Annotated in this window: 11 protein-coding genes; 4 read left to right on the forward strand and 7 right to left on the reverse strand. The window is 58.6% G+C overall.

Annotation, left to right across the window (positions count from 1 at the left end):
* The first annotated feature begins 26 nt into the window (after positions 1-26).
* Complete coding sequence (locus HVO_RS00700) at positions 27-1,001, forward strand: ABC transporter substrate-binding protein (protein WP_004041012.1); 975 nt, start codon at positions 27-29, stop codon at positions 999-1,001.
* A gap of 278 nt (positions 1,002-1,279) precedes the next feature.
* On the opposite strand, the gene HVO_RS00705 is transcribed toward HVO_RS00700, so the two are convergent.
* Together HVO_RS00705 and HVO_RS00710 are read right to left on the reverse strand one after the other, a co-directional pair.
* Positions 1,280-1,975: a creatininase family protein gene (locus tag HVO_RS00705; RefSeq protein ID WP_004041011.1), complete on the reverse strand. Its 696-nt coding sequence runs from the start codon at positions 1,973-1,975 to the stop codon at positions 1,280-1,282.
* A 210-nt stretch (positions 1,976-2,185) separates the two neighbouring features.
* Complete coding sequence (locus tag HVO_RS00710; RefSeq protein WP_004041010.1) at positions 2,186-3,319, reverse strand: aminotransferase class V-fold PLP-dependent enzyme; 1,134 nt, start codon at positions 3,317-3,319, stop codon at positions 2,186-2,188.
* A gap of 114 nt (positions 3,320-3,433) precedes the next feature.
* Between HVO_RS00710 and HVO_RS00715 the strand changes: the two genes are divergently transcribed.
* Positions 3,434-4,261, forward strand: coding sequence for a helix-turn-helix domain-containing protein (locus HVO_RS00715; protein ID WP_236995439.1), 828 nt, complete (start codon positions 3,434-3,436; stop codon positions 4,259-4,261).
* 168 nt (positions 4,262-4,429) lie between these two features.
* Positions 4,430-6,031, forward strand: coding sequence for an oleate hydratase (locus HVO_RS00720; protein ID WP_004041008.1), 1,602 nt, complete (start codon positions 4,430-4,432; stop codon positions 6,029-6,031).
* 339 nt (positions 6,032-6,370) lie between these two features.
* On the opposite strand, the gene HVO_RS00725 is transcribed toward HVO_RS00720, so the two are convergent.
* On the reverse strand, positions 6,371-7,411 hold the full coding sequence (locus HVO_RS00725) for an ABC transporter substrate-binding protein (RefSeq protein WP_081442862.1): 1,041 nt from the start codon (positions 7,409-7,411) through the stop codon (positions 6,371-6,373).
* 596 nt (positions 7,412-8,007) lie between these two features.
* Here HVO_RS00725 and nikR point away from each other — a divergent pair.
* On the forward strand, positions 8,008-8,436 hold the full coding sequence (gene nikR / locus HVO_RS00730) for a nickel-responsive transcriptional regulator NikR (RefSeq protein ID WP_004041006.1): 429 nt from the start codon (positions 8,008-8,010) through the stop codon (positions 8,434-8,436).
* A gap of 338 nt (positions 8,437-8,774) precedes the next feature.
* On the opposite strand, the gene HVO_RS00735 is transcribed toward nikR, so the two are convergent.
* The 4 genes from HVO_RS00735 to HVO_RS00750 all read right to left on the reverse strand — a co-directional run bounded on the left by HVO_RS00735 (position 8,775) and on the right by HVO_RS00750 (position 13,455).
* Complete coding sequence (locus tag HVO_RS00735; protein WP_013034963.1) at positions 8,775-9,944, reverse strand: ISH3 family transposase; 1,170 nt, start codon at positions 9,942-9,944, stop codon at positions 8,775-8,777.
* Positions 9,945-9,948: 4 nt separating this feature from the next.
* Positions 9,949-10,482 carry a transposase gene (locus HVO_RS00740; RefSeq protein ID WP_004041386.1) on the reverse strand — a complete coding sequence of 178 codons (534 nt, stop codon included), beginning with the start codon at positions 10,480-10,482 and terminating at the stop codon, positions 9,949-9,951.
* 169 nt (positions 10,483-10,651) lie between these two features.
* The gene (locus tag HVO_RS00745) at positions 10,652-12,292 is read right to left on the reverse strand and encodes a folylpolyglutamate synthase/dihydrofolate synthase family protein (RefSeq protein WP_013034989.1); all 1,641 of its coding nucleotides are present in this window, start codon (positions 12,290-12,292) and stop codon (positions 10,652-10,654) included.
* On the reverse strand, positions 12,289-13,455 hold the full coding sequence (locus HVO_RS00750; protein WP_004041384.1) for a poly-gamma-glutamate biosynthesis protein PgsC/CapC: 1,167 nt from the start codon (positions 13,453-13,455) through the stop codon (positions 12,289-12,291). The genes HVO_RS00745 and HVO_RS00750 overlap by 4 nt, the downstream gene beginning before the upstream one ends.
* Positions 13,456-13,499: the final 44 nt, after the last annotated feature.

Consider the following 13,499-nt stretch of genomic DNA (forward strand, 5'->3'; position numbering starts at 1 on the left):
AGCCGTACACTGTCACAATCGAACCGATGGGTGAGGTTGCGTTCGACGGCCCGCCCGAGCGGTGGACCGCATTACTACCCACTTTTGCGGATATGGCGTTCGCACTCGGTGGTGGACAGACGCTTGGTATTCAGAACCACGACCGTTTTGCGAGCGAGGCCTTCGAAGAGCTTCCCGGGATAGACTTCGACGCAGATGACACCGTGGAACTGGTTGCCGACGGTGTGAGTAAGGAACTGTTCTATGAGATGAACGCGGACGTTCATTTCATAGACCCCCATATACTGCGACTCTGGTACGGCTGGGATCAGTCTGACGTCGATGAGATTGCGGACAACGTCGGCCCGTTCTTTGGCAACTTTATCCGCCGCCACAGCGACGACTGGCACGATTACCGTTACTACACCTTGTACGAGGCCTTCGGACTGATGGCTGAGGTCTTTCAGGCACAGGACCGATACCAGGCATTCGTCGAACTCCACGAGGAGATGCTTGCGTTGGTCGATGAGCACTTGCCGCCAGCCGACCAGCGTCCAACCGCCTTACTGGTATATCCGGCCGACGGAGCGGGCTTCCAGTTCTACCCGTTCCGGTTTGATGACGGGGGAGTCAGCACTAAGCAGTGGCGTGATCTCGGGCTGACCGATGCGCTTGCGGCGACGGATGTCGGTCATTACAGTTTCTCTGACAGGGGGACGCTCGATATCGAAGCCCTGATGGAAATCGACCCCGAGGTGCTGCTGGTGCGAAACTATGGCGGGGCGTCCGAGTCAACGTTCCAGAAGGAAGTCGTCGAACCACTCCAAGACCAAGCGGGGTCTCATAGCCTGCAGGCGGTTGAGGACGACGCGGTTTACAGTGCCGGTTACCTTGACCAAGGGCCAATCATCAACTTCTACCATACCGACCGGGCGGCGAAAGATATCTACACGGACTCGTTCGAGAACGTGACGCTATTCGACCGTGAACGCGTCGCAGAAATCGTCCACGGAAACATCTGAGACGGGTTAGAATAATACCTACCGCGGGACCGTTTCTGCTTCGGGCAGTTACGCCGAGTATCGCTAGTTCGCCCTCAGCGTGCTCAGTTCGAAGTCACCCGGGTACGCGACGCGAGGGTACAAAACGATACTGAATTTTTGACATTTCCGGGCGTGTAACGATACTCACCGTCGGTTCGCAGGAGGGCGACCGTCACCACGCTCGCTAACTCAGTCGCACTCGTTCTCTGAACGTTGGCCTCCAGTGAATCGGTTCCACTCGGCTCGACCGAGGGCACTCAGAGGTCATCGACCCGACGCAGAAACGAACAGAGTGCGTCGGTGGCCGTTTCGAACAACTGTTCGCCCTGCTCGGCGGACGCAGACGTCGCATCCCCGACTGCACCGTTCTTGCTGAACTCTTCTGTGAACCGATTGACGACGCCACCATCGACCGTGTCGTCCCAGGTTGCGGCGTCGCCGTCGGTTGGGCTGCCGACCTCGTCGGGACAGATGTGAAGGTGCATGGATGTCTCGAGTTCACCGGCGTGGTTGACGTGGTCGTCAACGGCGCTCATCCACTCCCAGAGGAACACTTCGAGGTCAACCGTCGAGTCGTCGGCAACGGTACGCGTTAGGTTTCGGAGCGTCTCACCGTTTCCACCGTGGCCATTGACGAACACGACCGTCTCCACGCTCGAGTTCGACAACGAAGTGAGAATCTCATAGCTGTACCGCCGAAGCGTTTCCGCGGAGACCGATAGCGTCCCCGGGAAGTGACTATGATACGGTGCGATGCCGACTGGAATCGTCGGCAGGACGACCGAGTTGAGATCACTGCGCCGGCCAGCCTCGCTCGCCAGTTCCTGTGCGATAATCGTATCCGTACCGACGGGTGCGTGTGGCCCGTGTTGTTCCGTGCTTCCAACGGGGAGCAGCGCTACCGTCGGTGCCGCGTCTTTGACGTCCGTCCAGGAACTCGTCTCAAGGTGCATACCGTTCGGTGCTGAGCACGCTACATAAGCGATACCAATCCGGTCACTCGGCGGCATACCGTGTCGGCCGCGGGCCAATACTGTACGTTGTGCTGATTCGGGGCGCGAATCTTGCATGCGATTCCCAACTGAAATCGTTCGATTGCTCCCGTGTGACGAGCGCTCAATTGACAGTTCCACGGATCTGCGCGACACCATGGCGAGCCTGGATTATTTCGGCAGTCGCTCGACCAGCCCATCGATTTCGGCGTGCGTGTTGTACACGTGAGGACTGACACGAATATTCCCTTCGCGCAAGGCTGTATGGATGCCAGCATCCGCAAGCGCTCGATGGGTTTCACGGGCCACGCTTTCCGACGAATGGCTGAGTACGACGATGTTGGCGTGCCGTTGAGGGTCTTCCGGCGTTACAACCTCGAACGAACTCGATTCAGCCCCCTCGATGAGCTGACCGACGAGTCGCTCGCCATGAGCGCTGATCTGCTCGATGCCGATTCCGGTCAAATACTCGACCGCCGCAGTCCAGGGCATGAAGTTGTTGAAGTTCGCCGTTCCAAAGACGTCGTATCCGGACGCACCGAGTTCCGTATCAAGCGACAGATTCTGCATTTCGTCCAGCGTCGTTCCGGCTTGCATCGATAACCAATAAGCGTTCACTGGACCAATCGCATCGAGGACCTCCGGTGTGAGCCACGTAAAGCCCGTGCCGTACGGTCCGCAGAGCCACTTGTAGCCACAACTGATGAGCACATCGACCGGTGTTCGCGATACGTCAATCGGCCGCGCCCCAACGCCCTGCGAGCCGTTTAGCACGAAGAGCACGTCGTGTTCGTGACAGACGGTTCCGATCTCGTCGATATCGAGCCGCCGCCCAGTGAACGAGTCCACCCACGTCGTACAGAAGGCGCGCGTCCGCGGGGTCGCTGTCTCGGCGAGCTGCTGTGTCAAGGGTGTCGAACACTCGGCATCGACGAACCGCAGTTGGACCCCCTGGGATTCGAGCAGATGCCACGGGAGAATTGTCGCCGGGAAATCACCCTCGACGAGGATTACTTCATCACCTTCGTTCCACTCAAGCCCGTGAATCAGCAGGTGCAGCCCGTACGAGAAGCTGTTTCCGAGGATAATTTCGTCGGGAGAGGCGTTGATGAGTGTCCCGAGTGCCCGTTTGACCCCGGCTGGTACCTCGCGAAAGGCCTGTTCTGGGAGCCGATGGGGCGCTCGTTTCAATGTAACCGCATCGTCAACCGCCTCGACGGCTCGCTTCGGTAAGGGCCCTTGATGGGCGCAGTTCAGCCAAGTATGTCCATCGAACGGCCCGAAATCCGCATTCCAATCCGCCATGAGTCTCGTAGCCCTAGAGCCGACTTAGTAATTCACCCGAAGCATTCTGTGTCGAGCTTATCTCCTAAGCCGACCGGGTATCTGTATCCACTATCGAGAACGTCCCTCCGCACCGTGCTTCGTGAGGTACTTGGAGAGGTTATCTCTGCGCCGGCGATGGGTGTCGTCGCACACGCGTCGGCGGTGATCGATGTCGACACGAAGTCAACGCGGTTCATCAAACAGAGCGAGCCGAGACGTTCTGACCTCAGGACTTTTGGGGACCTCGTCCGTCGTCTTCCACTGACCATGACCCTCGTCGTCGAGTGTCGTCTCGTCTCGGAGCGGTTGCCGCTGACCGACGTCGCCGCCGCCGTACCGGACGTGACCCTCCGGGTAGAGAACACGCTGACGTCCGCGCGGAGCCGACCGGTGCTTATCTTCTGGGCTGATGGCGGCCGGTTGGACTCGGTCGACGCGGCGTTACGGGACGCGTCGGTGGCGACTCACAGCGTGCTCGGGTCGACCGTGGACCGCCGTCTCTATCGCGTCGAACTCTCGGAGCGGCCGCCGGCCATCTACACGGAGTTTATCCGGCTGGACACCGCCCCCATTTCAGCGACGATAACCCCGAGCGGATGGGACGTGCGGACGCGGCTCTCCGACCGAGCGACGCTCGCCGAGTTCAACAAGGACTGCGAAGAGAACGGTATCACGTTCCGACTCGACCGCGTCGTCGACGTCGCCCCCTCGGACAGCAACGAGTACGGACTCACCGCGAAACAGCGCGAAACGCTGCTCGCCGCCCACGAGGCGGGTTACTTCTCCGTTCCGCGAACGACTTCGCTGGCGGAGTTGGGGGCCGAACTCGGCGTCACCGCCCCGTCCGTCTCCGAGCGACTCCGGCGGGCACAAGACCGACTCGTCCGGCACACTGTCGCCTCAGATAAAAAGACGTCTTAAACACCACAACAGGTTAGAGTCAGTACTTATCGCCGCACGCCCCCGGGATACAGACATGGCATCGAAGCTACAATCACGGGTGCGAAACCTCCCCGTGGACGGCGTCGGACGCCACCCGAATCGGCGGGTAGGCCGCCGCATGACGACGGTTGACGGGGTGACCTGCGCGTGACCGATACGGTCGGCACCGAAGCGGACGCGGCCGAACGCGACGCCTACTTCGTCGGCGGCGGCATCGCGTCTCTCGCCGGGGCCGCGTTCCTCCTTCGAGACACCGAGATACCCGGCGAGAACGTTCACGTGCTGGAAAAGCGGCAGGTGTTCGGCGGCGCGCTCGACGGGCGCGGAACCCCCGAGGAGGGCTACGTCCTACCCGGCGGCCGCATGTTCAACTTTCCGACCTACGAGTGTACGTGGAACCTCTTCCGGTCGATTCCGTCGCTCGAAGACCCCGACACGACCATCAAGGGGGAGATGGACGAGTTCAACGAGAAACACGAGACGTACGCCGAGGCCCGACTCGTCGGCGCGGACCAAGAGATACTCGACGTCTCCTCCTACGGGTTCGAGACGCAACACCGTCTATCGCTGCTCCGCCTCCTTCTCACTCCCGAGGAGAGGCTCGGTGAGACACGCATCGAGGAGTGGTTCGACGAGACCTTCTTCGACACCACGTTTTGGTATCTGTGGGCGACGACGTTCGCCTTCCAGCCGTGGCACAGCGCGGCGGAGATGCGCCGGTACATGCAGCGGTTCACACGGGAATTTCCCCGACTCCACACGCTGAGCGGCGTGTCGCGGACGAAGTACAACCAGTACGACTCCGTAGTACGACCGCTCCGCCGTTGGCTGGAGGCACGCGGCGTCGATTTCTTGGGTGGCCACACCGTCACCGACCTCGATATCGTCCCGGCCCGCGCGGGCAAGACGGTCGAAACCATCCGTTACGAGGACCAAGACGGCTCCGCCGGCACTATCGCCGTCGAGCCGACCGACGTCGTCTTCGTGACGAATGGGTCGATGACGGACGCGCTGAGCCTCGGGTCGATGACCGAGGTCCCCGACCTGCACGACAGCGGCACCTCGTTCGAACTCTGGAAGGCACTCGCGGACGACTTCCCCGAGTTCGGGAGGCCTTCGGTGTTCGCCGACCACGTGCCCGAGTCGATGTGGGAGTCGTTCACGCTCACACTCCGCGAGCCGGACTTCCTCGAACACGTCGTGGAGGTCACCCGCGAAGAGCCGGGGAACGCGCTCGTGACGTTCACGGAGTCGAACTGGCTGCTCTCCATCGTCACCGCCGTCCAGCCCCACTTCGCGAACCAGCCGGATGACGTGAAGGTCATCTGGGGGTACGGCCTCTTCCCGGAAGAACGCGGGAATCACGTGAACAAGAAGATGGAGGACTGTACGGGCGAGGAGATTCTGGCGGAGCTCTATCACCACCTCGGCTACACCGACCGTCTCGAAGAGCTCCGCGAGACGGCCACCTGTATCCCCTGTATGATGCCGTTCATCACGAGTCAGTTCATGCCGCGGACGCCCGGTGACCGCCCCGAGGTCGTCCCTGCGGGATCGAACAATCTCGCGTTCCTCGGCCAGTTCGCCGAGGTTCCCGACGACGTGGTGTTCACCGTCGAGTACTCGGTTCGCTCGGCACTGATGGCGGTTCACGAACTGTTCGACGCCGAGGGCGATGTGCCGCCGGTGAGCACCCATCAGTACGAGCCCGACGTGCTTCTCGACACGGTACGGGCCGCTTTCAGATAGCGACCTCGAAGACGACGCTGGCTCGGATTCGGCGGCCGTCTCCAACCGTTGGCGTTCGAACTCCTCGACGGCGATATCTGTGTTCGCAACGAGCCGAATCGACGACGGTGAAGCCAGTTGCCCGCGGTCCGTGAGGTGGATGCACCGTTCCTGATTACTGATGACTTCAGGGCTCTTCCTGAACTTCGAGAGCTAGTGAGTGCGGCTGTTGCATTATCACCGATCAACAACCTCGGAGGCTGATTTTGATGCGCGACTTGCGTTCAGCAACATCGAGACTGAATCGGACCTGCGGTAGACCCGCTTTCTGCCCGTTGAGGGACCTGGGGTCAAATTCAGTTAGAAGTCGCCGTTGATGATATTCGCGACCTGTTCGCGGTCGAACAGTTGTTCCTCCTTGGAAAAGTCGGGATACGGACCACCGTCGTAATCAGGCCACTCACCGAACTGCTCCGGATACAGCTGTTTGGAGACCATCTCTAACTGGAAGAGGTTCATTATTGGGCCGCCGTACCGGGCGCTAAGCGGATACACCTGGTCGTTTTTCACTGCCGAAATTTCTCCCGCAACCGGGTCGTTGTGGAACTCGTTTTTTACTGCTCGCCAATCGTCGCTCCTGGCAAACGCGTTTTCGACGAGGATGACTTCCGGATCGGTCTCGACGAGGGTCTCCAGGTCAATCGTGCTGCTCTCTTCCACATCCGAGAGTGCGTCGGGGACGCCGAACGGACGCGTGTGCGACCGAATGAATCCCGGGCCGTTCATGTGGAAGGTCCAGATGGTATCCAGCTCCGGAGTCGTCATGATTCGCGCCGTTTGCGGCCGGTTATCGCTTGCTGGGAGACTCGACGAGATTGTCGAGTCGAGAGTGGTTTTGACGTCGGAGAGCGCTTCGTACCGCTCCTGTTCTCGGAAGACTTGCGCTACTTTGCCGAAAATATCCCAGAGGGAATAATACTGGTACTGGTCTGCCCAGTCTGCCGGCGGTTCGCTGTGGTTCCGACTGAGGGAGTTCCCGAACCAAGGGGCGATTTCCGTTTGGACTTCCTCGACATCCGCGGTGTCCCACGCATCCATTGTCGAGACGTATGCCGGGTCGGCTAGGTGGAGGTCACTGTCGAGTTCGTACAGGGTTTCCTTGTCCGGATTCCACGAGTTGTAGAGATTCGACCAATCGACCGAGACTCCATTGAGCCGTTCGAGAAGCTTGTCGTAATTGCCCTCGAAGTTGGACGGGCTGTACATCGCATTGAGGGCATCACCGTGACCGAGAGCGACGACCATGTCTGCGTGGTGAACGAGAACGGTGAATACGCTCTTGGGAACCTCGTCGAGTTCGATAGTACCGGCTGGTGCCATCGTCACCGAATAACTCTCCACCTCCGGTTCTGTGGTCTTCGTCGCGGTTGACGAGTCGTTCGCGGTTGTCTCAGTCAACGGTGACGCAGAGTTCGACTGTCCGATACAGCCAGCGAGCAGTCCCCCACCGATGACTGCCCCACCGTACTTGATTGCGTCTCGTCGCGTCGGTGTCTCGTGATCGCTGGAACCGTCTGGCATATGGTTTAGGCTCACCTAAATACGCAAAAGCGTTCCGAATTTTAGGCAGGCCAAAAATATCGGCGAGGGGCACCGCGGCGTGGGCACATCGGCGGCCCACTCTCGGTGAGACCGGGTCCGCAACGCGGACACACTCTGCCGTCAGGAGCGTTCATCTCCTCGACCGCGTCGTCGGTCCCATCCCGAACAGACCTAATTGTACCAACCCCCGCTGCAACCGACCCGGACGATTCGTTCCCCAAATAGTGCTGACAGAGCTGTACGCGGTCGGTGAGGAGCGCCGACGTTTCTTCGCCTTTGGCGTCCATTTCACCGAGTGTTGGTGCCCCTCCATCGTGAGCGGGCAGACCACAATTACCGTTCTTCCGCAGCTGAGGATGATAATGTTTAATATTTTGTCCGCCCTGTGTTGTTATATGAGCGTGGTCAGCGTCTCGATGCCGGAGGAATTGCTTAATCGAATCGACCAGTTCGCGGACGACCACGGCTATACTGGTCGCAGTGAAGTAATTCGCGAGGCGAGCCGAAACCTTCTCGGTGAGTTCGAGGACAAGAAACTCGAAGACCGAGAGTTAATGGGCGTCGTTACAGTCGTTTTCGATTACGAAACGACAAGTGTCGAGGAGAAAATGATGCACCTCCGCCACGAGCACGAGGACATCGTCGCATCGAACTTCCATAGCCACGTCGGCGGCCATCATTGCATGGAACTGTTCGTGTTGGAAGGGTCGCTCGAAGAAATCTCGACGTTCGTCGGAAAGATTCGGGCGACGAAGGACACGCTCACAATCGACTACTCAGTACTCCCCGTCGACGACTTCGGCCCGCTGGCCGACATGAACTAATTCTGCTGCCCTTCTCTGCGTTCACGCCGCCCCTAGCAACATCTACGAACTTCAATCTTCGTTAGTATCAGCTCTAGATGGGAAACTCACAAGAACCGGTTGATATGTCGAGAGAGTTGCCAAAACCAATGGCTCAAATCTCGCGTCGAAGACTCAGTACCTCACAAAGCATCCTCGGCTAGCTGTTTCTGAAGCCTGAGTTCTGTGGCGGAGCGGTTGGACTGGCGGTTTCGACGAGAGAATCATGGACGGATCGGCGGAGAGCCGTCGCTGTCGGCGGCGGCTGCCGCCGACGCGACAGCGTCGCCACTCCCACCGTTGGCTAGCCCGGTCGGGAGTTACCGGTGGAACCGGTCGTCTGGTGGTCGGTTCGCGGGGACGGCCCGACGCACCGCGAGGGCCGTCCACGCTGCTCGACGGACCATATTGATGAACTCCTTGAACGACCACTCCCAGAGGCGACGCCCCCCACGGCGGGGCGTCGCCACGCACTCCCAGTGCAAATACCGCCAGACGTTCTGTAACAGCAGGCTCACCACGACGTACAACAGCCGTACGACCGGATTTTGTGTCGAGGTCGTCGCGATACTTTGCTCGGAGAGTCGATAGCTTGCCTCGATACCGAAGCGTTTCGCGTAGTGGTATCGAGCGTCCCGTGGTGAGTCGATGAACGGCGCGTCAGCGGCGTAGCCGTGACGCGCCACCCCATGTTCGTCGTACCGTCCGTTCTGGTAGGTACAGTCGATGTAGACGGGAAACTCGACGGTCCAGCTGTGACCGTCGAGTTTCGCTGTCAGACTGTGCTGAATCACGCGACTCCACCCTTCTGAGAGTTCTCGCTTGATCGTCCGTCCCCAGCGGACGATCGGCATGACGTAGGCGTGGTTGTGCGCCTGAAGCAGCGTCAAACACTTGCTGTCGTAGAATTCGCGGTCAAGATAGACGGCCTTGACACCGAGGTCAAGGCCGTCGAGAATACCGAGGAACTCTGCGAGGACACTGCTGGCGGTGTCGCCGTCTTCGAGACGGCGCACCGCCAGCGTGTAGCGTTTGTTCTTCACGCGTGCGTACAGTGTCGCGTACGCGTGAAACGCGGTGGTTCCACGCTTCGCTTGTGAGTGATACAGGCCGTCTGTATCGTCTTCGTCGCCGTAGTAGGGCCGCAGGTGGAGGTCTGCGCAGACCTCCACCTGCTGGGGAAGGACGTCGAGAACGTCTTTCTGGAGGAGCATGTTGCCAACCTGTTCGAGCGTTTCTAGATCGAATTTAGTGCGGAGATGGTAGAGAACGGAATTTTCGTGTGGTTCATCTTCGCTTCTCTCACAGAGCGTTGAGACCGAGGTCCCGTCGGCGCAGGCGCCGACGAGGACCTCGTAGATGTCTTCAGCATCGAGTTCAGCGTTTTCAGCGAGTGAGAGAGCAACTTCCTCGTCAAGAGAGTTGACGAGGAAGTTAAGGAGCTGGTCCTCGTGGATTTCATCGTCTGCTTGCTGTGGTTGCTTGGACACATCTTCAGCAAGCAGACGTCTCAACTAACAGGCTTTGTGATGTACTGAGAATGGCTCGATCGTCTGGAACCGCTTCGTCCACGTCATCGCCACGAGCCGGGAGGATCTGCTCCGGTTCGCGGGGGACGGTGACGTCGGCGTTCTGCGCTTTGATGAGAATCGTTCGAGCCGATTTCTGGACCGTATTCCGAAGAGCATTCGTGAAGCGCGTGTGCCAACTGCGCCAGAGTGTCGATTGGTCAGGCACTGTCTCCAGCCCAAGCCGCTCGCAAAGTACCGGATGACTTTCGAGGTACTCGTAGAGTGCTGTTTCGTGCTCCCATCCGTGAAGTTCTTTCAGAACGAACACGCGAAACAGGGTGTCCATCTCGTAGTGTGTCGGATCCTCGTAGCAGTCGTGGGCCTCGAATTGGAAGTAGGCCAGCGGAAGTTCGGAGACGAACTGCTCAACAGAGATGTGCTCATGGTGCGTGAACCAAGCTCCTGAGACGATCCGGACATCCGACTCTAATCCGGTAAGTGAGGTGTGGTCGTACAACGGTGTCGAATCGTACGCTGGCCACTCAACGTACGACAGTCGTGCAATTTGTCGAAAGACGGTTCTCCGAGATTCAGTAGTAATGGGCACTACCGGACAATCGTTCTGGCCCCCTTAAGAACACGTCTACATCTAACGAAAAGGCCCGCTTCTTACAGAAGCTGACGTTTTATTCGTGATCTTTTGGTTTAGTCGCTTCCGCGCTCCCCTGTTCAGAAATGTCAACAGCTTCGCTTGCCGAGGCAGCCTGTCTTTTCTCTTTCACTCGTTGTTCAATCGACGCCTGCATCTCACGCATAAATCCGTCCACCGTGTTACCCATGAGGATGACCGGTCGGCCATCGGTGAACAGTTCAGTTAGAACCTGCTCCGGGTCCGCATTTTGACTGTGGCACTTGGTTGGAACATCGACGTTTTCGGCGAATGCGCGTGTGTTAGCCCCACCGATGTGAGCTTCATCGATTAACTCTCGCTCGAATAGCAACTCGATATATTGAGCAAATGACGCTGTACGCCCCCGCCGGTCTCTTCGGAGGTACACGAACGGGGTGATACATTCGTCATCGACGAGCACCCGTCGAACCATCTCAGTACTTTCGACGTCGTTCACCTCGGCAGCGTTGAAGATGAGTCCGTCTTCAAGTTCTATCCACGTTGGTTGGATCGCACTGAGGAACGATTCGATCTCCTCGGCTGGAAGTGACGGTTCGCCAACAACATCTAACACCGCATTGACTGCGTGGATCGTTTCAGAACCGATTAGCCCTTCGTGTTCGTCGGGAATATCAACCTGCTCGATAGTCCCTCCGCGGCGTTCGATCTCTTTTTGCATATATTCGTGCAACACCGGGTGTTGCTCGCCGCTCACAACGTGTGTTCCCGCTGGGACCGACCGCGCAAACGAACGTGCAAGGTCTGTCCTGGTCTTTCCAAGGGTATCTGTGTGGTCCTGACGGACGTTTGTCAACACGATGATGTCCGGGTTGGTCAGACGCTGATTGAACAGCCGGGTCGTATACTCTGTAATCCCCTGATTCTCGAAGATAGCGATGTCGTCTGGCTCGTACGCATCGAGTTCGGGGACGAACTCAGCGATGAGACTGATATTCTCGTAGAGCGTCGTTCGAGGCCCCCGTCGTTCGATAGGATGGACCTCGCCGTTGTGGATCAGTAGTGGATGGTTGCCGGTGATCTTCGTGAGCGTGTCGTACCCTCGGCGGTTGAAGACGTCGTCGAGCCGTTGGGTGGTTGAGGACTTACCGCGAGTCCCCGAGACGACAATCTGGGTATCGATCTGATCGAGGACCTTACGATGTCGAATACCTCTCGTTGCTTCACTAACCAGCCCTGTTAAACTCGACGAGCCGACTTCGATTGGCTTCGGGCCAGTCTTCCACTCGTACTCTGCCCCAACCAAGAACATCGGCAGCGCCCCCGCCGCATAGTCGAGGAACTGGTCCGCCGCGGACTGTGCTGCCATTTCCGTCGGGAAGCGATCGGCACTATGTCCCAGTACCCCGTTTGCAGTTTGGAGCCGCCAGACCCAGTTGTTTCGTTCCTCCGGAAGCTCTCCTGACGGTGTGGCCTCTTGTTCGACGATTATGTCGGGCGCGTCGACATCGGTGTCTGGGAAGGACTCTTCGTTCCCCGATAGTTCTGCAACAGCGGCGCGAACAATGTCAATTGCATCGCGTGCTGCTCGGGATGTGTCGTAGTGGCGGCTGCCGGTTGCTAGTACCTCCGCTGGGCCCCTAAGACGCCACGACCACCCGAACCCACGGCCGTAGATCTCGAAGGCAGTCCGACTCATGTTTCACCCCCTTCAGAGAGAACCGACGCAGAGAGAACCTCATCTTCACCCGGGGGTGACACAGTATACCAGTACGCGACACCCAGGGCAGCCACCCAGAGAACCGCTGCAATCCCCAGGACAGGCACCGTCAGCTCTTGTGGAAACCCACGAGGTTGGGGAGCACTGAACAGTCGAGCGACGATCAAAGCGGGGACAAAGACCACGATCTGAAGCGGGACGACGAGGCGGCGCTCGAATGGTGCCGACGCATGCGCGTTGTACGCCCCAATACCTGCCAAAATCGCAGTAAAGAACGCCGATAGCCCTCGCTCGATTGGTACGACAAACGTCAGCGATACTGCGGCGAAGATCGCGACTGCGACAGTCACTCCAAGAAGCACTCGTCCGTACCGGAGTGTGAGGTAGTTCGACAGCTGGATGAAGCCAAACGATAGCGCAAGCAAAAGCACGTACAGGAGTACAAGCCAATAGCTCGCTAGCGCGAAAATCGCGAGGAGGACCGCACCAATGATTCCGACCCGAACACCGAACCGGCCCCGGAGCCGTTCAGATAGAACTAGCCCACCAGCGAACAGTCCGGCCACAATCTCTCGAGAGAGGATGACGGATTCGGGGTCGATGGGCACTGCAACACCTTTGTAGATAGCGACATCTGCCGTCGAAGAGAAGAGGACTGGGGGCGTCAGCGTACCAAATTCACGCGCAAATCCATTCGAAACCAGCACCCAACCGAGCGCAGTGAGGGTAACGAACAACCCGACACTCGCCAAGAGGTCGTTTCGGCGATACTCCGGCTTGATTCGATGGTAATTGTACGCTGCGAGTCCAGGGAGAATACTTCCCAGAAACGCGACCACTCCCACCTCAAGTCCTAATTGCAGAACAAAATAGAGCGTGACTACTGGAACGGCTGTGCCGATGACTATCGCTGCAATGAGCTCGTCACGACCAAATATCAACGTTCGACGACGGAGGATCCATAGGCCAACGTACGCGGCTGCCGCGCTCAACACAAAAACGGGGAGCATGACGAAGTTCTTCAAAGAGTATACAGCAAGAACGGGAATGGTGATTGACCCTCCCATACGATACCCGGTGAACTGAGTGATAGCCCCGACGCTCAAGAGACCGATCACGGCGACTAGTGTGGCCACCCACATTGTGACTATCTACCAGCTAATGCACCTTTATAGTTTCAATTCTG

Origin of the sequence: Haloferax volcanii DS2 (assembly GCF_000025685.1) — an archaeon.
Lineage (GTDB): Archaea > Halobacteriota > Halobacteria > Halobacteriales > Haloferacaceae > Haloferax > Haloferax volcanii.

Excerpts from the sequence above, each read along its gene's own strand:
- HVO_RS00700 (WP_004041012.1), top strand. The coding sequence starts at position 27 with ATGGGTGAGGTTGCGTTCGACGGCCCGCCCGAGCGGTGGACCGCATTA.
- HVO_RS00705 (WP_004041011.1), bottom strand. The coding sequence starts at position 1,975 with ATGCACCTTGAGACGAGTTCCTGGACGGACGTCAAAGACGCGGCACCG.
- HVO_RS00710 (WP_004041010.1), bottom strand. The coding sequence starts at position 3,319 with ATGGCGGATTGGAATGCGGATTTCGGGCCGTTCGATGGACATACTTGG.
- nikR (WP_004041006.1), top strand. The coding sequence starts at position 8,008 with ATGAGCGTGGTCAGCGTCTCGATGCCGGAGGAATTGCTTAATCGAATC.
- HVO_RS00745 (WP_013034989.1), bottom strand. The coding sequence starts at position 12,292 with ATGAGTCGGACTGCCTTCGAGATCTACGGCCGTGGGTTCGGGTGGTCG.
- HVO_RS00750 (WP_004041384.1), bottom strand. The coding sequence starts at position 13,455 with ATGTGGGTGGCCACACTAGTCGCCGTGATCGGTCTCTTGAGCGTCGGG.